We start from the raw sequence: 21615 nt of genomic DNA, 5'->3' as shown, positions 1-21615 counted from the left end.
CTGAATTTCCCCCAAAAAGGGGAAATTCAACTTTTTAAGACTTCCTAATCTATAAGTTAATATTCAACTCTATTAAATACTAAAGCCCCATCGATGTTGATAGTTTAAACATAGGTAGATACATTGATACGAGAATTAAGCCAATAACTATACCCAAACCCATAATAATTATTGGTTCAAGAAAAGTATTTAACGCAGCTGATTTTACCTCTAACTCTTCTGTGTAACGACTATTTAATTTAGCAAAAAACTCAGGCAACTTATTTATATCCTCACCAATATTTACCATAGCTATAACTTTTGCATCAAACAGTTTATGACCTTTCAATGAACTACATAAGCTACTTCCTTTATGAATATCTGCTTTTGCTTTAACTAGAATGATTTGTAATGGATAAAATTCAACCATCTTACCTACTAAATCTAAGGAATCTACCAAGGGGACTTTAGATGATAGGAGTAATGACATTGAGGAAAAAAACCTTGACAAATAAATCCCCGATATTAATTGGCCTACGTATGGTATCTTTAAATATAATATCTGCATTTTTTTAGTTATTTTTTTATTTTTAAAACCGTAAATAATACCAATTACACCAATAAACATAACTAATAATATAGCAATAATATTATTCCCAATTGTAGAAGACAAATTGATGAAAATTTTAGTCAAATAGGGTAAATTACCATCAAATCGTTTGAAAATATCACTGAACATTGGGACTATAAAAGTTAACATAAATGCAACTGCACCTATAGAAGCCATTACAATAACAAATGGGTATGAAAGACTCTTCACTAGCTGTTTACGTAAGCGCAACTTAGCAGTGTAAAACCCTGACAATTCAACAAGAACCTTTAATAGTTGACCACTCTCCTCTCCTATTTGGACACAATAATACTCGTATGATGAAAACACCTTAACGCTCTTCATACTAGAGGATAAGGAATTACCTTTTAAAATAAGAATTTGGAGCTGTTTGTAGATTTCTTTATCAGCAACTTTTGTTTGTTGTGTCATTAGAATATCTAAGCATCGCTTTATGTCAATACCTGCCTCAAGCATTGAAAATAATTCCAAATAAAATAACTCTTTATCTTTATCTGATAATTTAGTTTTTCTTATAGTGAAGGGTATTTGATTAGTTGAATTTATTTTATTATCACTAATCTTGGTAGTCTTTTTTAATATCACTCCATTTGTTTTATCACTCATATTGTTTCATTAAAAAATACGGATCATAATTAATAGCATAACTAAGTAAAATTGGTTTTGACATGATAGTAACATGAAGGTGAAATCTATCTACTAGATGTGTTTTTTTTTCACGAAAAGTCAGATATCTTATTTGTTTCTCAAGTACATCTAACTTAAAATAATCAATACGAATTCCCTGCTTTCGTATTATTACATTTTCCTGAAATATATAGGAAATACTGTTGAAATTTTCCTTTGTGACATTTATGATATTACCATTATCAAAAGTTACAATATCTGCATTCATAAAATCATACCGCAATTGCCTATCAACAATCATTAAATCATCGTAAGCATTATTATAATCAACAAACGAGACATACCGCATTATTAAAAATTGATAACCAGCTGTTACAAATAAAGTTAATAATGATGATATTAAAACAACAATCACTACCTCCAAGACAGTGAAAGATTTCAGTTTACTTGACACCTTATACATTTAATAGTTTACTTAATGATAGGTCGAGGCATATATGATTTTACTTCTGCCTTTAAAACTTCACATCTATCATAAATAAAAACTTCTAAAAGCATCAAATCATCACTATGATAGCTAACATTTTCTTTTAGTATAAAGAAATCATACTCTTTCAATAACTCTACTTCTCCATGAACTAAATTATTTTTAAGTGCGTCCATACGACTAAATGCATTTAGTTCGTAATAGGCCTGCGTATACAACTTTGATGAAGAAAATAAATTCAATAACGTTGCAAATGCCATGGTAAATACTATTGATGCTATTAACATGGCTACAATAGTTTCAATTAGAGTGGAACACTTTAGTGATTTATCCATTATTAAACTAATAACAAATTAATAAAATATTTAGCTTAACAAATCGTTAGAATACCCTTCTTAATAATTGAGTATCCTTAGATTGATCCATTAATACAATTGGAAAAAGGAAATCATCCGATAACAAAGTTCTATTAATCTCACAATCCACTAAATAATTTTCATAAAACTTTTCATTACTATCTTTATACACTACTTTCTCACATATCAATTGACCGTAAATATTGCCATATACTTCTGCACTACCTGAAGTAAGAACTTGACCCATTATCGTCGCCTGATCTATTATAATACTCGCAGATACATCATTCTGTTCACCCATGAAATCTTGTTGATATATGCCACCCTTCAATACTGTATTATATCCTATACGCACTTGAGAACCTTCTATTGCATTACAAAATAATAGCGTTGGGTAATCTAATATTACATCATTTTCAATTATAATTTGGTGCGTAGAAAAAGCTTGAAAATTACCCCTAAAATTTGATTTTACTCTTATTTGTGGTGCTACAAAGATTACATTATCAGTATTGGCATAAGAAGTTAGAATTATTTCCGAGTCGGATATAATAATTATATTCCCCATTATCTTTTTATCTATCACAATAGGGTCCATACTATAATAGTACTCTGTTTTACCTATAAAAGGGTTACTTATACTTCTGGTATTAATTTGATTATAATTGATTATTTCAACATCTGTTGAAATTAGTCTTAGCCTCTTAAAATAATCCACCACTTCTTGGGATACTGTAGGTATTGTTCCATTACTATAGTCTATATTCCCTTTTACAAATGTGTTCCCTATAAAACTTCTTCCATTAATAAAACCACTAACAAGCCCTTGACGTGGAATTAGAACATCTCCTATAACTTCTGTATTGCCTACCAATGATAAAGACTGTCCAGATCTATTTGAAACAAAAAGGGCTTTGCCATTATATACGGTAGTTTTATTAGCTACCAATAAGGATGATCTTGTAATTGAACTATTTGTATAAGCACATAATTTAAATAATTCAAAACCTCCCCACCGTTCTCTTAATACTGATACCGAATCAGAACCTCTACCCCATAAATCAAAATTAGAAGTTATATCATAACTATATAATCCTCCTTCAGACAGCACTAGATTTTCTAAAGAATTTAAATTATTAATTACATTTAAATCTCTTTTATACTGTACGGTTCTAATATTAGAATAATAAACTACCAAAAAGAAAGCACTACAAATTAATGCCACAATCATACTGATTGCTATAACAAATGGTAATATACCTGCTTTAAACTTCATAAATTAGTATCAATAACTTTTACAACAATAATCGTATCCTTCTTATTTAAAAGCTTTATTGAATCAGTAAAAATTTCAGATATTGTGAACTCATTAATACTAGCTCCAACACCTACAATATGTCGCGCCTCATTTATAGAAACAATTGCTACTTTAGTGTTTTTACTCGTATTTGAATATTCCCCTATATATACTATAGAAGGAATATTCTTAGACCCTGAAACATTATCTTTATTTTTGTTATAAAGCATTCTTGTTTTAGAAATCTTAAACGTGTCACTTTTTGGCCGAATAGAATTTACTTTTTTAACATTATTAACCTTCCTAAAAAATGGATCGGGGTATTGTTGGTTTAATATATATGCATTTTCATTTTTCGATACTATTAGCTTTTTTTCTTTTGCTTTTTTAATTGAAACAACATTATCATTTTCACTTTTAAATGAAAATATCCTTATTACTATAATTGACCATAATATAATCACTAAACTCAACAATAAATATGTTGTCTTAGTATTTGATTTCAATTTCATAAGTAAATAATCATTATATTTTATTATCACTAATTGTATCAATACTAAAAGAATAGGTTTGAAAATCGCTTTGATAAGCACTATTAGTTCCTTTTAATCTCCACTGAAAATTACCTTGATATAATTCCACCTTTAAACTTGTGTCATCAATTAGAGTATCAAATATAACAGCATCGGCACTTTTAAAATCTGGTGTTACCATTTGTATCTGATATTTAGAAACACCAAATACCTCATTCCATAATAAAGTTACATTCTGATTATTAAGAACACTAGAGTCTGAAGGGCTAACAATATCAATAGAAGCATCTGATATATTTTCTTCAAATAAATCTACACATGAAACTAAAGTTATTGAAATTATTACTGCGATTACTTTATTTTTTGCAAACACATCGTAGATAAATTTGAACTTGTAAAACTTCATTTTTCTTTCTTTTTAGCTTGGATTTAAAAAAATTAACTGACACAACACGACCATACTTTAGCTCATATTCTAGATAATGCAGAACTTTTAATAAATGTGAATAATTAGATTCTAATAAAAGTTCAAAATCTAGTATTGAGAATTCATCTTGTTTATTTTCATTAAATAGATATAATTTTTTCAACTCAACTTCATTCAAATTACATGACTTTGCTACATTCTCAAGAATCTTTATCTGTATCTGGTCAACACCTATATCTGCTATAATAATATTCTTAGTCCTACTATTCAATTTCATCTCAAGATACTCAATATCTCTAGGGGCATCTTTTGCTTTATTAATTTTATCAACAAGCTTATTACAAGAATTAATTGTTCCCAATGTTCTTTTTATTGGAAATGAAATTGCTAAAAAAAGAACTACAAGAGTACTAAAAATTACAATTGCACTTCTCCTTTTGTAAGATAACTCAGCCCACTTCATCTTTCTTATTTCTTAAAACTAATTTCTGGTTGTTATTACTAATGAGAACTTGTTAACATTTGTATAATCATCTGTAATAAATTGCTGTTCAGTAATACTTACAACGAATGATTCTTTTAAAACATCTTGCAACCATGCATTTAATAATAATGGCGATTCACATATCCCACTTACCTCTATTCTATTCTCTCCAATACTTGTTACTTTCGTTAGGTTTGAGTGAACAATACTCAAGGGATTGATGATTAAACTGGACATTACTATCCGTCCTTTTACTATACTGCCTAACCTATCTGCATAAGAAGTGAACCTTTGTTGTCCGATATTAGAATTAGAACCAAAAATTTTAGTATGATCCTTTAATTGCTCTTCAAGTTTATTAAGCTTTGAGTACAGTTGTTGATACTGAGCATACTGTATTTGCAGATCTGCCTGTTTCTGAGAAAAAGATTGTAACAATAAAAAATTCCCCAACAAAACCATTAAAAGCATAGATAAACTAGATGGCAACAAATACTTTAAGAAACGAGAATAAGCATAATCAACATTCCCAATTTTCAATAATGAGAGATTAATATAATCAGGAATATTTTCATAAATAAAACCTGCAAAGGCATTACCATAAGGAATAATTAACTCATTTTCAATTGACTCGTCTCCAATAATAATATTACTATTTCCAAGTCCTTTTTCAACTCTCGAAATGTTTGTTGTTTCATGTTCATCCACTACAATTTTATATTGGCTAAGCTCATATTCAGTTTTTCTGGATTCATCAGATATGTAGTCAATACAAGAGGTAAAATTAACAGGCCCTAGAACAACCGAAACTAACTGTAATTCAAATGACCTTAATACATTTATTACACTGTCTAGATCACCTTTTCTTATTAGTTGAATATGTGAGAATGCTTCAAAAGTTGCCACTTGGATATAGAAGTTGCTACTATCAAAAATATGGAACTTATCTGCCATGGTATTTTCATTGTACTCCTCTACTTCTCGTTCTAATATGAGATTGCTTTCAATACTTAAATAAATAGGAACTCCTTTAAATTTAGGGTCTTTAAAAACATCCACACTCGAAATTTCGATATGCTTAGATATATTTACCTTTTGCTTTTCTTTAACTAATAACACTGCATAACCATGAATATTACCATCCTTATCCACACGTATATTTACTCCCCACTTCTTTCTTCCGAGGAAAACTTTTCTAATATATGTATCAATTATCTTCATCATTAATACAATATTTGAGGTTTAATTAATACTAAAAGCTTATTCTCTGCTGAGCTTTTTTTACGCGAGCTAAATAGCCATTTTATTATAGGAATTCGTGATAATACAGGTATACCAGAACCACTTTCATCCTTTGATGATTCTTCTAAACCACCTAACAAAACCAGTTCCTGATTTTGTATTCTTACCTGTGAAACAAATTTACGAGTTGTATTTCCTGGTGGTGCACCCTCTATGGTTGGTGCCAAAAAATCAGAAAACTCTGCTTCGATATTTAAAGTTACATTCTCATCCCCTGACACCATTGGTTTTATTTTAATAGTTAGGTTTGCATCAACCTTACTAAAACGAGGAGTTGTCGTAATAATTGGATTGACTCCACCAGTGACATTTTGCGTTTTTTCTTGATAATATACTGACTGCCCAATTGTTAATTCTGCCTCATGACCATTCAGTGTAGATAATTTAGGAGTAGATTTAATTTTAATATTACCATTTTGTTCAAGAGCCTTAAGTGTCATATAAAATGATGGCGTAACTCTTCCTAAGTTAACAGAGCTAACCGTTTCAAATTTTTGCAGTAATGAATTAATTGAATTACTGCCCATGGTTAAGTCTACTCCTGGATAAACCTTACCCTGAGTTACCACAGCCGAATCTCCAATGAATGCATTTATTCCGGTCTCAATCGTTTTTGATTTCCTAACATCAATAACCATTACATCTATTGATATATTAGGGACAGGCTGATCTATTTCTTTTAAGAAAAGAGCTACTTCTTCAACTCTTTTTGCACTACCACTCAATATTAAGGCATTTAACTCTTCAAAGGGTATTACCTCTAGGTTTTTCATGAGAAACTCAGGTATAGACTTTTCTATTTCGAATGCAGTTCGATATTGCATACGTACAATTTTAGTTTTTCTAAAACCTTCATTTATTCTATTTCCGATAATATGAACTTTGTCTTCAACAATAAAAGTATGATCTGTACCTTCTAATAAATACCTAAGTAAATTCTCAAAACTAATGTTATTAATATTTATATATGTATTGCCCTCTGGCTTAGATAAAAAGATAAAACTCATCTTTGACTCATTAGCTGCCTCTCTAATTATTTCAGATATTGGTACATTTATAGCTCTTATATTTAAACGATTATATCCTAGTTTTTCAATAATAAGATCTTCGTTCTCGATTACTTCTTTTTTTGAATACCTATTCTTGGCTGACCTTGTTTTTTGTTTTGACAAATGATTATCTACATCCTTAGTATTTGCTAAATCATCTAAGATATAGAAAGGCCCAATGGAATCGATATACAACTGTAAGTTATTTGTTAAAGCGATCTTTTCAATACATTGATTAAAGGGCATTAAGGATATCATCCCTTGTAATAGTCGATCAGAAACATTAGGTCCTACAATTACATTCTTCCCTGTTTTTTTTGTTACCTCTTTTACAAAAATAGATAGTGAATCATTTTCTAAATCAACTGTTAACAGGTCGTTTTTTGCTTGATATACAACATATGGGATTTTTGGTTTTTTAATTTCAATAGTAATAACTGGATCTATAAACTGTGAAAATGACAAAATGTTATTTACAAATTCAACATTTAAATGATATTTGCGGCATATAAATAGAATTAAATCTTTGATTACTACATTGGTAAAGTTGTTTGTAATAGTAACTTTAATATCTGGTGCTACGCTCACATTTAATTGATGTGCTTCAGATACTCCTCTAATCAAATCCTGTATGGGGGCATGAACAACTGAGAATTGTGCCACCTCATTTAATCCAGGAACCAATGAGTCAGATTTTTCAGCAAGCTCTTGTTTTATCTCAACAAGTCGCTGCTCAAATGTTTGCTGAGAAAATCCTTCAAAAAAGGAAGTTAAACACAGCAGGCTTAAAACTAGGCATCTTAGGTATTTCATGTTAGTTTTGGAATAAAATTGGATAGGCTTCCTCTATAGATGTATCTCCATCTAAAATTAACTTAAAGGCACTATGCGCTAAAAGTGGGATTTTATGATCTTCAATATAGTCTTCAATGGATACGTTGGTTTCTTTCATACTTATTTGTAATTCCTTATCAACACTAATCATTTCGTAAATAGCTCTACGCCCCTTGTATCCTGTATAATAACAAGAGTCGCAACCTACAGGAACGTAATGCTGGGTAATTTCTTCTGTAATATTAAATGACGAAGGCAGCGAACTGGAATGAAATGATTTCTTTTCTTTACATAAAGGGCAGAGTAAACGCACCAACCTTTGCGCTACGGCAAGATTTAACGTATTTGCTACCATAAAAGACGGTATGCCCATATCAACCAATCTAGAAATTATACCCAACGCTGAACTAGTGTGGATTGTTGAAAAAACAAGGTGCCCCGTTAAAGCTGCCCTAACAGCCATTTGAGCTGTAGCAACATCTCTAATTTCTCCCACCATAATAATATCAGGATCCTGACGAAGAAAGGTTCGCATTGTAGCCGCAAAATCAAGCCCGATATCTTCCTTTAACTGAACTTGATTAATACCTTCTAGGGTATATTCTATCGGATCTTCTACTGTAAGTATATTATGAGTTGGTTTATTAATCTCTTTTAGAGTTGCATATAAGGTTGTAGTTTTTCCTGAGCCTGTAGGACCACTAATTAAAATAATACCATTAGGTTTCTTTATAGCTTCGCGATACAAATTATTGCAATAGCTATTAAAGCCCAACATGTCCATATTTAAGTTATTCGCATCATTACTTAAAATACGCATAACAACTTTCTCTCCATGTAAAATTGGAAGTATCGAAACACGAACATCAAATTTTTGAGCTTGATTATTAATTGACATACGACCGTCTTGTGGCAGACGCTTTTCTGATATATCAAGATTTGAAAGAATCTTTATTTTATTTACAACAGCCGAGTATTCTGATTTTGGTATATGATAACGTTCAATTAACTTTCCGTCTATACGAACCCGAACAATAGATCTCTTTTCAAATGGTTCTAAATGTATATCTGAACTACCTAATTGTTGAGATTCGCTAATCAAAGATTCTACAAATCTGTTATCTTCAACATTCGTAACTTTTACTCCTGTATTAGCTTTAGACCGAGGATAAAATCTTGCCAATAATTCATTAATGACTGAAGATTTAAGAGTTTCATAGGTAAGGCTTACTCCTAAAATAATTTGCAACTCATTAATAGTAGATTCAATATCACTCGACTCTATTAAATAAACAAATAACTGATCTTTACTTTTTTTAAAAGGAATTACAGAATATTGCCATGCTAATTCTGTTGAAATAGTTTGCCGAAGCTCTGAACTAATATTATGTTTTGGCACACTCATTATGGTAATAGTTGAATCCAATAATTATCACTAAACAAGTCTATTGAGGAGTACAAACGATCCAAACCTATAACAATGGCATATAAAACTGACTGTAAGCCTGCTAGAGGAACTGTTGCATGCTTACTGTATTTTATAAATGGCACATATAGTAAGGATAAGGAAAGACTAATAATGAAGAAAACAACAAAATTAAAAGGGGAAAATCCAACAAGTAATAAACCCCAAAATATTAAATCACCTAAACCAAAAAGTTCTTCAAATACATTGATCTTTTTAAATTTAAACCACGAATAGAATAGCACTACTCCCATTTGTAATGCAATAAAACTAGCATTTATCAATATATATTTGAAATCGGTATTTTTGCTATAAAAGTTAAAACCTAAAAGCAAAAAGGCAAGAACAAATATACTTAAGGACACTTCTCGGTATAGTATATCTTGTATAAATATTACCAACAGAACTATTAATATGGATATGTCTATAAAAATATTGAAGTCCATTTATTTTTAGTCCTTAACTACCTCAAGTATATTACCATCCTGATCAACTTCCCATACATTAAACTGTCCATCCCCATCAAAATCAACAATAGAAGTGGCACGGGCTTTAAATGAATTAACAGAATACTCAATTATCTCTATTTCGTACTTTGCACTTCCCCCCTGCTCACCAACTAATTTTTGGGCCTCAAAACCTATTGCTTCTAAATCGTCTGAATATTTAGAATATTCGTAAAAATGTGTTTTTTCGAGTGTATGCACCATCTTCAAAGCATTTTTTGCTTCTAAACTATGCGCTCTTGTTACTAAAGGCATTAATTCGGGTAATGCTAATAATATTAATATTCCTATAATTACTAGTACCACTAATAGTTCTGGTAAGGTAAAAGCTTTTAATTTGGGGTTAAATTTATTTTTCTTCCTTTTCATCCTTCAGTTTTCTTTTAAATAGTAGGCCTATCTTATTTGTATTTTCGTTTAATTTCTTTTGATCTTTCTTACTTTTTCGTTTTGCCTTATTCGTTGTATTTGTATTGAATGGTACAATTTCTTTTGAATCATTTTTCTTTTTGTTTCTGAATAGTTGAAATTTAGAAGTACCTGAAGAAATGTTTTTTTTCTGTTCTTTCTTTAACGTTCGCTCTTGGTTCTTTGCTTGGCGTTTACGTTCCTTTGCAATACGTTTATTTTCTCGCTTTAAATTTAATCTATATTTACGAGTTAAAATCCAGTTACCTTTACTCCATTTATAGATGGATAAGAGCTCTGCATTTATATTGTAATTATATTGCTTCCCTTTACCCTTTCCCTTTTTCCAAGTACAAACAGAACTCAGTTCACCATTAATGTGCCACTTTACCCATTCACCGTGCTTTAAACCCTTCTTATAATTGCCGCGTTCTATTAATTGACCATTACGGGTACTAAGTAAATACTGACTATCCAATAATTTACCTATATAGCCTCCCTTTGCCTTATGTATGTTATTATTTTTATAATAATGATAAAATCGATTGGGATATAATTTAATATCGTCTGTATTTCTAATAACCGAAATTTGAATTAAAGAATCCCCTGCTACTATAAAGATCTTACTTCCATCATTATACTCTGGTATAAACTTCTTTTGCGATAGTAATACTAGGCTGCAACATAAATGTAACAATAAGAACACACATAGCTTCATTAACAACTTGATTAACTTATAATTGTAGATTTTTTACCCAAACTTATTCATGAACTTTCATGAAAATATTAAGACTTATTTCTCACGTTATTCAGTAGTTACTACTGAATAGACCACAAATATACAAGCATAGCAGGGTCGTGTTACGACCCTGCTATGCTTGTTTTAAAATATCAATTATTAAAAAGTTTTTACTTGTCTAATATTTTTTCGATACGCTCTAATCTCGATTCCAAACTAACTATCTTATCTTTTCGCTCTCCAAGTATTTTCTGCTGCTGTATAGTATATAATGTAAGTTCTTCAATCTTTTGCAATAGCAACTTATTCATTTCTGCTAAATTAACTCCCTCCTTATCCATTTGGGCTGCACTTGGTATTTCTGGTAAATGTTTATTTTCAACTATAAACTGTTCAACGTCGTTTAATTCCTTTAGCTCATAATCATCTGCAAAAACAAAATCAGCCGTTTGTGCTGTTACTTTTATTTCTGTAGCACTAACAATTCCATCTACAACTACTGATTTAGCAATAAGTGTACTTCCTGTCTCAATATCTCCTTTTGCATGTAAACTACCATCACCTTTTATTGTTAGAAGTTTATTTCCCCATGCGCTTTGAAAAACGAATACAAGTTCGTCTTCAGGCGCCTTACCTCCATCCCACCTTCCATCAAAAATCACAACCCCACGGTCTCCTGTATCATCTCCATGCATATCTCCTAAAATATATAAAGCACAGGTATTATCACTAGTATGGCCTTCAAGTAAAGAAAACCAACTTTTACCCACAGCACCACCTCCATTGCCTAAACGCATAAGATAGTTAGATTCAGGATGATTAAACATCATTAAAGTTTCCCATTGAGTACCTTTAACTGCACCAATAACGGGTTCGTTTATTTTTATTGATCCATCTTTACGTATCTTAAAAGCATCTGTATTTTGTGACGTACTAAAAATAAAACCATCAGATGAGTTAAAATAAGCCGAATTTGTTTTCACTTTAAAATAATCACTATTCAACAATATCTTCGAAGGTGCATCTATTAATAAATTTTCCTCTCCATTTAAAGGTAAGGTATAATTACCTTCAATTACACCTACACTATAAGCTACTTCAAAACCTTCAAAACCACTATCATTATTAGTATTTGTATCACTCGTAAACTTAACAATTAACCGCCCGTTTGCATTCATTGAAGTATAACTAAATGAAGCCTTATCTTGCGGTTTAGCCACTATTTCTTTAAAGGTAAAATCACTATTGGTTTCATATATAGTAATTATATCACAGCACGATTCAACATCAATAGAAAAGTCGAGCTGAACAGGCTTATCTGCTCCTATATTTATATGAAATTCAGTATCCATATAATCAACATATTCAGCTCCTTTAATTCCGAAAGAACCAGAACTACCATTAACTGGTATTATCTTAGTAGCAGCGTTAACGCATACCATTACAAATAGAAGAATAGGTATCAATAAAAATTTTGGCATATCGTAAGTTTATTATTTACTGGCTATAAGTAAACGCCCATCGCTAAAATATACTTTTCTGAAAGTTGTGATTTTCTAATAAAAAAGTAATCCTTGCTTGAATGACTTTCTTGCATGCCAGTTTAAAAAATATTGAATTTCTAAGAAATATAATTTAGGTGCAAAAATACAAGCCAACAGGGTCATTGCATGACCCTGTTGGCTTGTATTTTTGAAAACTTAAAATTTAATACTATCAAGTTGCATATACCTTAGTTCCTTTATAAGGATAACCCTAAAGAATAAGCAGTTTATATTTAAACTTTCAACAAACTATAAAATGAAACAAATACTATTAATTACTCTTTTACTACTTGCAGTAAATAACACTTTTTCGCAAGAAATTACCAACCTAACAGGCCCCAGAGGCACATTCTCATTAAGCACAGCCGAATATGTTGACAACCTTAACCTACAATACAATATAGACACACAGACCTCTAGCTATGTGCAGTTAGAAATAACCATTGATACGGAAGAGTGCTGCGATAAGTTAGTTGTTTACGAGTGCGACGAGAATTTTACTAACTTAATGCAATCTGATGCATTTACTACAAACCAAGGAACCTTATTTACATCAATTAATACAAACGGGAAACTAGTAATAAAATTTAAAACAGATACCAATACCAACGGACCAGATAACGGCTATGCTGGATATACAGTAAACTATTCATCGTACACTCCAGTAGCCAATAAAATCCCTACTGACAATACAATATCTAATACTTCTACTGTTGTGATTGGGGAGGAAGCAGGACTTCCGAACCTACATATTATTGATAAAGCAAACAAAAACCTTGGAGGATACATAAATAATGACTTTACTAAGTCAATGCTTTTACTAGAATCGGAATACAGCGACAAACTAGCCTTAGCTTATAATAAAATAGCCAGTAATAAGTTGCTTGAAATAAATGCAGACGTTGCTTTGCTATTTAAATCTCCATCACAGACTTTTTTCAGTGATAAAATATGCATAGCAACTCCTAAACATAATGAGGCTGTAGTTATTAGCGATGCAATTACTTTTAATCAAGACTTACAACTTGAAAGTAATATCGCAAAAAACCATTTTTATTCGGCCTGTGACCAATGGGTTAAAATATATGATAATACAATTTATTTGAGGGATATGCGCAGATCTATCAAGCATGGTGGCAGTAAGTTAGAGCCTACCAACGCAAAAGCAAGTTCGTTTATTTATTCACACGAATGGACTGCTGAAGGTAATACTTCTGGTAAAGATTTTTTGGGCTCTCAAACAGTAAGACTAAAAGGTGATGTGAAAAATAACAAATGGCAATGGGCTATTAGGTACGGCGATTATAACGGAAGAGAAATTTTATCAGTTAACAACGAAAACGATGGTCGCGTAGGTATAAATAATAGCAACCCTGCCTATGCTCTAGATGTGAAAGGAACCATTAGCGCCACAGAAATAAAAGTTACGGCCCAAACTGCCGATTTTGTTTTTGAAGAAGACTACAACCTTCGCTCACTAAACGAGGTAAACGCATTTATTGAGCAAAACAAACATCTACCCGATGTACCTAGTGCATCAGAAATGGAAGAAGAGGGTGTTAATATTGCTGAAATGAATAAAATTTTGCTGCAAAAGGTTGAAGAGTTAACCTTATATATTATTGATAAGGATAACGAGATTTCTGAATTAAGACAAGAACTTAAACACAATAAGATGAACCAAGCAAACACAAAATCTGATATGGAAAAACGATTGAGCCAATTAGAAAACCTATTAAATAAAAACCATGAATAAAACAGCAATTATAACAATCTGTTTATTAACAATTAATTATACACTTTCAGCCCAAACATCAACACATAACGAAGCGAGTGGTGAGCAGATTTTTACAAGCCCTGAATATAGAAACAATATTAAACGACAATATAACATTAATGTAACTGTTAACGCACCAATATTACTCACTATAAAATATAATATTGAAGCTAGTTACGATTTTATTTATGTATACGAATGTGATGATACATTTAGTAACCTTAACAAGGTTGCTGCCTTTGATGGCAATAATACAAGTACCTTAAAAACCAGTACTCCCAATGGAAAAGTTGTCATTATTTTTGACTCTGACGGGGGGTATAACGGGGATAACATTGGCCCTGATGCTGGTTTTCAGATAAATTGGAGCATAGCAGAGGAAACAACTATACCCGAAAGACATACTATCAATAATACCGATCAAATTTTAATTGGTGAGGTTATAAACAACTCAAATATTAAGATTTTAGATAGTTATACTAAAAACTTAAATGATAATGTTAAACCTAGCACAGATTATAACAAAGCAATGCTTCTGTTAGAATCAAATTATGGATCTAAATTAGGACTCAGCTACAATAAAATTTCAACAAATAGCAACTTTGGTATAGCTTCGGAAGGTAATATTTCTCTTTATGCAAATAACTATAATTTTAGCACACCTGGTGCTATTGATGGGGTAAGAATATCTAACACTGGAAAAATACTAATTGGTGATGCTCCAAACTCCGCCGCATATATTACGACTCTAATAGATGGGAATCCAGATAATTTGCTTTTATGGTTTACTACAAAAAACTTTTCTCATAGATTTAAACTATCAAACTACACCTACTTTAACGATAAATGGGCTCCAGAGTTCTCATGCACTGTTCCAAGTTCAGAATCTGGTCCAGGCATGATTTTTAAAGTTTCGCATTCAGGACCCATGCAAAGTGATTTTGGCATTTTCACATTTGCCTCAGATAAAGAAGTCTCTGCCGAAACAAAGTTATTTGATATATGGAATGGAAATAAGCAGAGCTATTTCTCATTTTATGGCAATGGAAAGTTTTATGCGAAGGGGGATATAGAATCGGGAGGAACCATTAGCGCCACCGAAATAAAAGTTACGGCCCAAACTGCCGATTTTGTTTTTGAAGAAGACTACAACCTTCGCTCACTAAACGAGGTAAACGCATTTATTGAGCAAAACAAACATCTACCCGATGTACCTAGCGCCTCAAAAATGGAAGAAGAGGGTGTTAATATTGCTGAAATGAATAAAATTTTGCTGCAAAAGGTTGAAGAGTTAACGCTTTACATTATACAACAAAACAAAGAAAGTATATCTAAAAATAAAGAATTAAACCTCTTAAAAAGAGAGGTTTCAGAAATAAAAGAACTCCTAATAAAAAGTAATTATGAATAAATTAGTATTAAGCCTTATTGGCTTACTTGTAATGTCTTCTATCTATGGGCAAGAATATGCCGAGAAAACAAAAAATGAGTCTATTTCTGGTCAATGGTTATTTACAGCAACTCCAAATATTGCAAACCCTAACTGGCATGACCAATTATATATTGGGAAAGGAGTTATAGGAAAAACTGTAAATATCCATTTCTGGAATGGAGAATTACCTGCTGCATATATTGGTTACAGCCAAACAGAGAATGATTTTAGATTAGTCAATCGCACTGATGGGTCAATATTATCAATTGGTACGGGCACTAATGGACTTACTTGGAGAGGAGATACTATATGGCATTCTGGAAATGATGGTCATTTATCAGGGCTAAATGCAGATAAAATTGACGGAATAGAAGGTAGCGATTTAGCTAAATTGAATGTAGACCATAGCATAAGAGCGAATTGGAGTTTTGATAATAGGGTGATTGCCAAACAAGGATTAACTGCTAACAGTTATATAGAGGTGGATAGTTACGGGTTTAATGGTCGATTTGCCAATAATTATTTATGGTTTACATCTAGAGCTGACCATCCATATGCAAATATTGAGCAAAAAGGAATTGGCTCAATAAATTTCAGATTTGAAGGAACGGATAAACATATTATCGCCTCAAATGGGATAAAGATTGGTGCTATAAGCTCAACAGATACGCCTACTGAGGCATTAGAAGTTAATGGGAATGCATCTATTTTTGGTACCCTACTTACAAATGAATTGAAAGTTGTAAATATTGTTGGCTCAAACTTGAATCTTTCTGGTAACATTGCTGCTAATAAAATAACTTTAAATACCAATGGAAACACTGCCGATTTTGTTTTTGAAGAAGACTACAACCTTCGCTCACTAAACGAGGTAAACGCATTTATTGAGCAAAACAAACATCTGCCCGATGTTCCTAGTGCATCAGAAATGGAAGAAGAGGGTGTTAATATTGCTGAAATGAATAAAATTTTGCTACAAAAAGTTGAAGAGTTAACCTTATATATTATTGATAAGGATAACGAAATAACCCAATTAAAACAACACCTAAAAAACATTGAAAATAACGAACATAATAAACAAAATCAATTAGAGCAACGATTAGCCAAAATAGAGGCTTTACTAAATAGCTCTAAAAACCATACAAAATTTTAAAACAACAAGCTTAAAAGCCCATTAACCAGGGTAACTACAACACATATACTACAAACAAAATAGCAGAACGTATTAACCTGAGTTCGATTAATAATTGTATACTAAAATTTGGTATCGAACGCAGACTATTATTAATTATTACTAATAATTTGTATTATATGAAAAATGATTTTGAAATGCAGTTAAGCGCCGAAGAAGCTACGCAAATTAACGATGCTTTGGGCGTATTAAACACAATACTACTACCTAAACTGGTTGATTTATCGCCAGAACAAAAATTAATGATGCCTAAAATGGGCGACAAAACACTAGCTTTTGTAAGCAAGTGCATTGTACATATGGAAGAAAATCCGGAGTTAACACCTCAGTACTTAAATGTGGACGAAGCTCGCTTAGATTTAAATGCTGTTAATGATTTAAGAAAAGTTATGACTCCTATCAACCAAATTTCAGCTATGATTAATGATAGCATGATAATTGCCGGCAGCGAAGCATACACGGCTGCATTGGCTTTTTACACTTATATTAAGGGGGCTGTAAAAGCAGGTGTACCAGGAACCGAGGTAATTTATAACGATTTAAAGGTTAGGTTCCCTGGCCGTAAAAGCAAAAAAACCGCAGAAGTGTAGATTAATTAAATACCTACGTTCTGCATTTTAAATAAGGGGGATTGCTATTGGCAATCCCTTTTTTATTAGCCAGCTAGCAGTTATATTATAACTAAAGATTATAAACAATTAGATAAAATATCTTCAACAGGACCTTTCTGCTGTTTTAATACTCTAATTTGATGATGCATAACACAAGCTGCTTCATTTTACTTTCGGCATCCTTATTAAAAGACTCGGTCTTGAGTAATTTTAATACTAAGCCTACTCTATTTTAAGCAACACCAAAGTTTAAACTAGCAACATTGCTTACCCAACATAGCAACATCGCCTCTTTTTAGTACCTGCGTAATAACTGAATACAGGACTTCCGCAATAAAAGAAGCTTGCCCGAGTAGTTTTTATACAAAGCCGATGCAAAAAGAGGCATTATTGCTACTTCAGATAGGAAATTTGCTAGCTGAAGTAGGAAAGCAGGTACTCGGTATTTTATATGGCAAGCAGTTTATATTGTTTTGCTTACTTTTTTTGCAACAATTGCTCTATATCTTTTAGCCGAGAACTAACTTGCTTAAGTTCAGATAACTGCTTATTCTGATTAGTTACAATTGATTCAAGTTCAGAAACACGTTTTTCTTTATCAATAGCGTATAAAGTAAGCTCTTCTATTTTTTGCAGCAAAAGCTTATTCATCTCTGCTAGGTTAACACCTTCTGCTTCCATACTATCAGCACTAGGAACATCGGGCAAATGCCTATTGCTTTTTATAAATTCTTCTACATCTTCTAAGTTTCTTAATTCATAATCCTCTTCAAACACAAAATCAGCAGTATATCCCTTAATACTCACGGTTACCTGATCAGCTACCAGCTCCCCTGTTAGCTTAGCATTAGAAGCTTGCAAATTAGTTACCACAACTTCTTTTGCCTCTATTTTTGTTTCTGATACAATATCCCCTTTAGTTGTTAAACTTCCATCACCCTTAATATAAGCAAGGCGATTTCCCCATGCACTTTGAAAACAAAAAACTTTTTCATCAGCAGGTGCTTTACTCCCTTTCCATCTACCATCTAATATAACAACTCCTCTGTCTCCAGTATTTTCACCATGTAAGTCACCTAATAAATATAATGCACAAGTATTATCTGAGGTTTTACCACTTAAAATAGGAAACCAACCTTTACCAACATTTCCGCCTCCATTGCCTAAGCCCACATAATATTTATGCTCTAAATCTGCAAACTTGATCAAACTCTCCCATTGGGTTCCCTTTATGCTACTACTAATAGCTGCCCCATAATCGTTAGACCCCCTAAGTATTACATTACCCCAATGGTTAATTTTAAAAACATCCTCATGCTTATTAACTGAATATGAAACGGTGTTAGATTTAAACTTTAGTCCGTTTAAAGATTCAAAAGCCAAAGATTGTGCACCAACATTTAAAAAGGTACTCGAAAAAATTTGATTATTATTTAAAGCAAGTTTATGGCCATAATCAGACTCAAGCAATAACATAGATTTATTCCAATCAGCAACACCAGCAACACTTGTACCAAGGGTTTTAGCGTGCTCATCCATAATATGGATATTAGGAGTATCGCTATACGGCCCCACTATAACACCCGAATTTTCTGATAAGGTATTGCTAGTAGGTAAAGTACTCACTATTGCATCTCCAATATTATAAGTAAACGAATAACCAGTTACACCATCTGCTCCATTATACCCTCCATCCGAAATGAATTTTATTACCAATTTACCGTGTAAATTTGAACTAACATATTCTGCCGATCCCTTTCCGTGATAAAATGCTGTTTCTATTAGGTTACCAAAACTATCATCACACTCATATATTCTAATGAAATCATAATCGGCTTCAGTATTATAGTCTATGCTTAAATTTATGTTACCTGGCTTAGTTGTATCTATATTGTATTGAATTTCGAGATTATCTACATAATCCTCTTGCAATAATTCACCCTGCCCATGGCTTCCTTGTATTTTAATTATTTGCGAGTAACCCACTAAAGCCATAAAGCTTAAAAGCGTTGTGCATATTAGATATTTCATATGATTATAATTTATTTTTATTTGCAATATGGAACTCTCAAGAAATTTTAATCTTTACCCTGTGTGTAATTTTAAGATTATAATTTACATGTTCGTTTCATGTTTATAATTTATCAAAACCTTAATAGTCAGTGCAAATTATAATCATGCTCATGTGTGCCCAATTATTTGCTCTGGCCATGCCAGTTTCATTTTTATTAAGATTTAATGATTAATGCGAATCAAGAGTTGAGTATATTAGTAAACACTAAGGGATTTTTTGTTATTAAATTATTCTATTCTTTTGTATAACATAGATTATTAATTCATCCCTTAAACCCTGACTTACTTTTCTTTGCTTGATCAAAGAAAGTAACCTGCCGGCAAAGGCAGGCAAAGAAACTTTTTCAAGATTATTGCCACACTCAGCATTATTCAAGTGAACTTGATACTGCTTTCGCTTACAGCAATAATTCAAGGCTGCTAATTAAAAGCTTTTCAATCCTTGATTCACATGATTAGTTTATATGTCTGATGAATAAACCCTTGCAAGGGTTTTATATTTTATAAGGCCAGAGGCCTTATAAATGCGACGTAGGCAGAGCCATACGCCTAGCGTTTTCCGTTAATTAGTGCTACGGCGTGCTGGCTTAGTCATTTAATACACACCTAACGCTATAAGCAAAATAACGTGCCATCGTATCAGATATATAAAAATCTAGAGCGCCACCAATGTATGCCGCATCAGCATAATTTTCATCTACAACGTTAGCTGTCCACCAATATGCTTTTGATCCCGTGGTTTCGTAGGTATCTAACTTAACTCTGCCTGCAGGTAATGCTCTAAAGCCATAATCATCGGTTCCGGCTTCACATTCAAAACCCCTCCATAAGGTTTCTTGGCCTTCTGGCGGATATGATTTTAAATGACCGCCTACGTGTTCCCATTTATTATCACCTTGAGCATACGGACCTTTATCTTTACTTACAAAATTAGCCAACTCAATCCACTCTTCTTTTGTAGGTAAGTGCCATCCGGCTGGGCAAGCCTCCTTGGCTGCATCATAGTTGTAATGTACTCCATAGGTAGTAAAACTATCGCTTAGTTTGGCTTGTTCTAAATTGCCTGTTTCATCGTAATAAATGTAATACATTGGTTCGGTATACGAGTGATCATCTACTTTGTTAAGACTTGGTATATAGGCCAGGTTTTCGGCTAACCATACTTGGTTACCAATTTTAACAGTTTTGTATACATGCCCATCTCTAGGGTCGGTATAATTACCGTTTTCATCAATCACTGCTTTTTCTGTTTCATTTTCTGATTCTTGCTCTTGTTGTTCCTTTTCCGAATCGGAATTCTCCTTTTCGCAACTAACTGTTAGGCATAGCACCCATAACAATGCGAAATAACTTAATTTATTCATTTTCATATTTATTGTTTTTTGTTTCTGCAAACCTAAGGATAGAGTGGGTCGCTTAACGACCCTTATAAAAGTAAGTTATAACAATAGCAGCTATTGTGTTTAATGCTTGCCTATTGCACTGTGTACAATTCAGTGCCTCCAATCACTCTGCTGCCGTGGTTTTACTTTATTTATCACACGTGAGGACACGTGCGATAGCGGGGCCTTGAGATCGCTTCTTTTATCGCGATGACGCAATACCGTATTGCAATAATGCATACACTTTGTGCCGTGTTATTCGGAGGAGCGAAGAAACCTTAAGGCAAGCTGTAAAGCCGCTAGGCTAAACTGCTAGCGCGAGTTTGTAACTCGTGACTAAAAAATAAATACAAGCTTACGTTAAGGTGTGATTTTAAGAGCACGAGTTGAAAACTCGCGCTAGCTTGGGGTATTACATAATTTGCTTATACAAAAAAGCCCTGCAACATTATTGCTGCAAGGCTAATTCTTTTTACGGCC

20 protein-coding genes are annotated in these 21615 nt (G+C 32.3%); 4 read left to right on the top strand and 16 right to left on the bottom strand.

Features of this window, described 5'->3' with window-relative positions; genetic code table 11:
* Positions 1 to 79: 79 nt before the first annotated feature.
* From A8B35_RS13105 to A8B35_RS13040, 14 genes are all read right to left on the bottom strand, one after another.
* Positions 80 to 1216 (bottom strand): type II secretion system F family protein, encoded by a 1137-nt coding sequence (locus A8B35_RS13105; RefSeq protein WP_068473274.1) that lies wholly within the window; start codon positions 1214 to 1216, stop codon positions 80 to 82.
* Positions 1209 to 1586, bottom strand: coding sequence for a hypothetical protein (locus tag A8B35_RS13100; protein ID WP_068473271.1), 378 nt, complete (start codon positions 1584 to 1586; stop codon positions 1209 to 1211). The genes A8B35_RS13105 and A8B35_RS13100 overlap by 8 nt, the downstream gene beginning before the upstream one ends.
* 122 nt (positions 1587 to 1708) lie before the next feature.
* Positions 1709 to 2059 (bottom strand): type IV pilus modification PilV family protein, encoded by a 351-nt coding sequence (locus A8B35_RS13095; RefSeq protein ID WP_068473268.1) that lies wholly within the window; start codon positions 2057 to 2059, stop codon positions 1709 to 1711.
* 46 nt (positions 2060 to 2105) lie between these two features.
* Positions 2106 to 3356, bottom strand: a complete 1251-nt coding sequence (locus tag A8B35_RS13090) for a hypothetical protein (RefSeq protein ID WP_068473265.1) — start codon at positions 3354 to 3356, stop codon at positions 2106 to 2108.
* Positions 3353 to 3889 (bottom strand): hypothetical protein, encoded by a 537-nt coding sequence (locus A8B35_RS13085; RefSeq protein ID WP_139314894.1) that lies wholly within the window; start codon positions 3887 to 3889, stop codon positions 3353 to 3355. The genes A8B35_RS13090 and A8B35_RS13085 overlap by 4 nt, the downstream gene beginning before the upstream one ends.
* A 13-nt stretch (positions 3890 to 3902) precedes the next feature.
* The gene (locus tag A8B35_RS13080; RefSeq protein WP_075603172.1) at positions 3903 to 4316 is read right to left on the bottom strand and encodes a hypothetical protein; all 414 of its coding nucleotides are present in this window, start codon (positions 4314 to 4316) and stop codon (positions 3903 to 3905) included.
* Positions 4267 to 4800 (bottom strand): hypothetical protein, encoded by a 534-nt coding sequence (locus A8B35_RS13075; protein ID WP_068473257.1) that lies wholly within the window; start codon positions 4798 to 4800, stop codon positions 4267 to 4269. The genes A8B35_RS13080 and A8B35_RS13075 overlap by 50 nt, the downstream gene beginning before the upstream one ends.
* A gap of 18 nt (positions 4801 to 4818) precedes the next feature.
* Complete coding sequence (locus A8B35_RS13070; RefSeq protein ID WP_068473254.1) at positions 4819 to 6045, bottom strand: hypothetical protein; 1227 nt, start codon at positions 6043 to 6045, stop codon at positions 4819 to 4821.
* On the bottom strand, positions 6045 to 7985 hold the full coding sequence (locus tag A8B35_RS13065; protein WP_068473252.1) for a type II secretion system protein GspD: 1941 nt from the start codon (positions 7983 to 7985) through the stop codon (positions 6045 to 6047). The genes A8B35_RS13070 and A8B35_RS13065 overlap by 1 nt, the downstream gene beginning before the upstream one ends.
* A 1-nt stretch (position 7986) precedes the next feature.
* On the bottom strand, positions 7987 to 9411 hold the full coding sequence (locus A8B35_RS13060; RefSeq protein WP_068473249.1) for a GspE/PulE family protein: 1425 nt from the start codon (positions 9409 to 9411) through the stop codon (positions 7987 to 7989).
* Entirely contained in the window at positions 9411 to 9917 is a 507-nt protein-coding gene (locus A8B35_RS13055; protein ID WP_075603171.1) for a hypothetical protein, read from the bottom strand. Before A8B35_RS13055 ends, A8B35_RS13060 begins: the two co-directional genes overlap by 1 nt.
* A gap of 6 nt (positions 9918 to 9923) precedes the next feature.
* A complete protein-coding gene (locus A8B35_RS13050) occupies positions 9924 to 10346 on the bottom strand; it encodes a prepilin-type N-terminal cleavage/methylation domain-containing protein (RefSeq protein ID WP_068473242.1) in 423 nt (140 codons plus the stop codon).
* A complete protein-coding gene (locus A8B35_RS13045; protein WP_068473241.1) occupies positions 10327 to 11103 on the bottom strand; it encodes a toxin-antitoxin system YwqK family antitoxin in 777 nt (258 codons plus the stop codon). Before A8B35_RS13045 ends, A8B35_RS13050 begins: the two co-directional genes overlap by 20 nt.
* 191 nt (positions 11104 to 11294) lie before the next feature.
* A complete protein-coding gene (locus tag A8B35_RS13040; RefSeq protein ID WP_068473238.1) occupies positions 11295 to 12605 on the bottom strand; it encodes a hypothetical protein in 1311 nt (436 codons plus the stop codon).
* Positions 12606 to 12924: 319 nt separating this feature from the next.
* Here A8B35_RS13040 and A8B35_RS13035 point away from each other — a divergent pair, with 319 nt between their 5' ends.
* The 4 genes from A8B35_RS13035 (at position 12925) to A8B35_RS13020 (ending at position 17659) form a co-directional block, all read left to right on the top strand.
* Complete coding sequence (locus tag A8B35_RS13035; protein ID WP_068473235.1) at positions 12925 to 14424, top strand: hypothetical protein; 1500 nt, start codon at positions 12925 to 12927, stop codon at positions 14422 to 14424.
* Entirely contained in the window at positions 14417 to 15856 is a 1440-nt protein-coding gene (locus tag A8B35_RS13030) for a hypothetical protein (protein WP_068473232.1), read from the top strand. The genes A8B35_RS13035 and A8B35_RS13030 overlap by 8 nt, the downstream gene beginning before the upstream one ends.
* Complete coding sequence (locus tag A8B35_RS13025; protein ID WP_068473230.1) at positions 15849 to 17030, top strand: hypothetical protein; 1182 nt, start codon at positions 15849 to 15851, stop codon at positions 17028 to 17030. Before A8B35_RS13030 ends, A8B35_RS13025 begins: the two co-directional genes overlap by 8 nt.
* A 158-nt stretch (positions 17031 to 17188) precedes the next feature.
* A complete protein-coding gene (locus A8B35_RS13020) occupies positions 17189 to 17659 on the top strand; it encodes a hypothetical protein (RefSeq protein WP_068473227.1) in 471 nt (156 codons plus the stop codon).
* Positions 17660 to 18157: 498 nt separating this feature from the next.
* On the opposite strand, the gene A8B35_RS13015 is transcribed toward A8B35_RS13020, so the two are convergent.
* Positions 18158 to 19711 carry a CUB domain-containing protein gene (locus tag A8B35_RS13015; protein ID WP_139314893.1) on the bottom strand — a complete coding sequence of 518 codons (1554 nt, stop codon included), beginning with the start codon at positions 19709 to 19711 and terminating at the stop codon, positions 18158 to 18160.
* 629 nt (positions 19712 to 20340) lie between these two features.
* A complete protein-coding gene (locus A8B35_RS13010; RefSeq protein ID WP_068473221.1) occupies positions 20341 to 21123 on the bottom strand; it encodes an FISUMP domain-containing protein in 783 nt (260 codons plus the stop codon).
* Positions 21124 to 21615: the final 492 nt, after the last annotated feature.

This window comes from Saccharicrinis aurantiacus (assembly GCF_001660705.2).
Classification (GTDB): domain Bacteria; phylum Bacteroidota; class Bacteroidia; order Bacteroidales; family Marinilabiliaceae; genus Saccharicrinis; species Saccharicrinis aurantiacus.
Note: the sequence above shows the minus strand (reverse complement) of the source record. Positions and strands in the feature narration are given on the sequence as shown.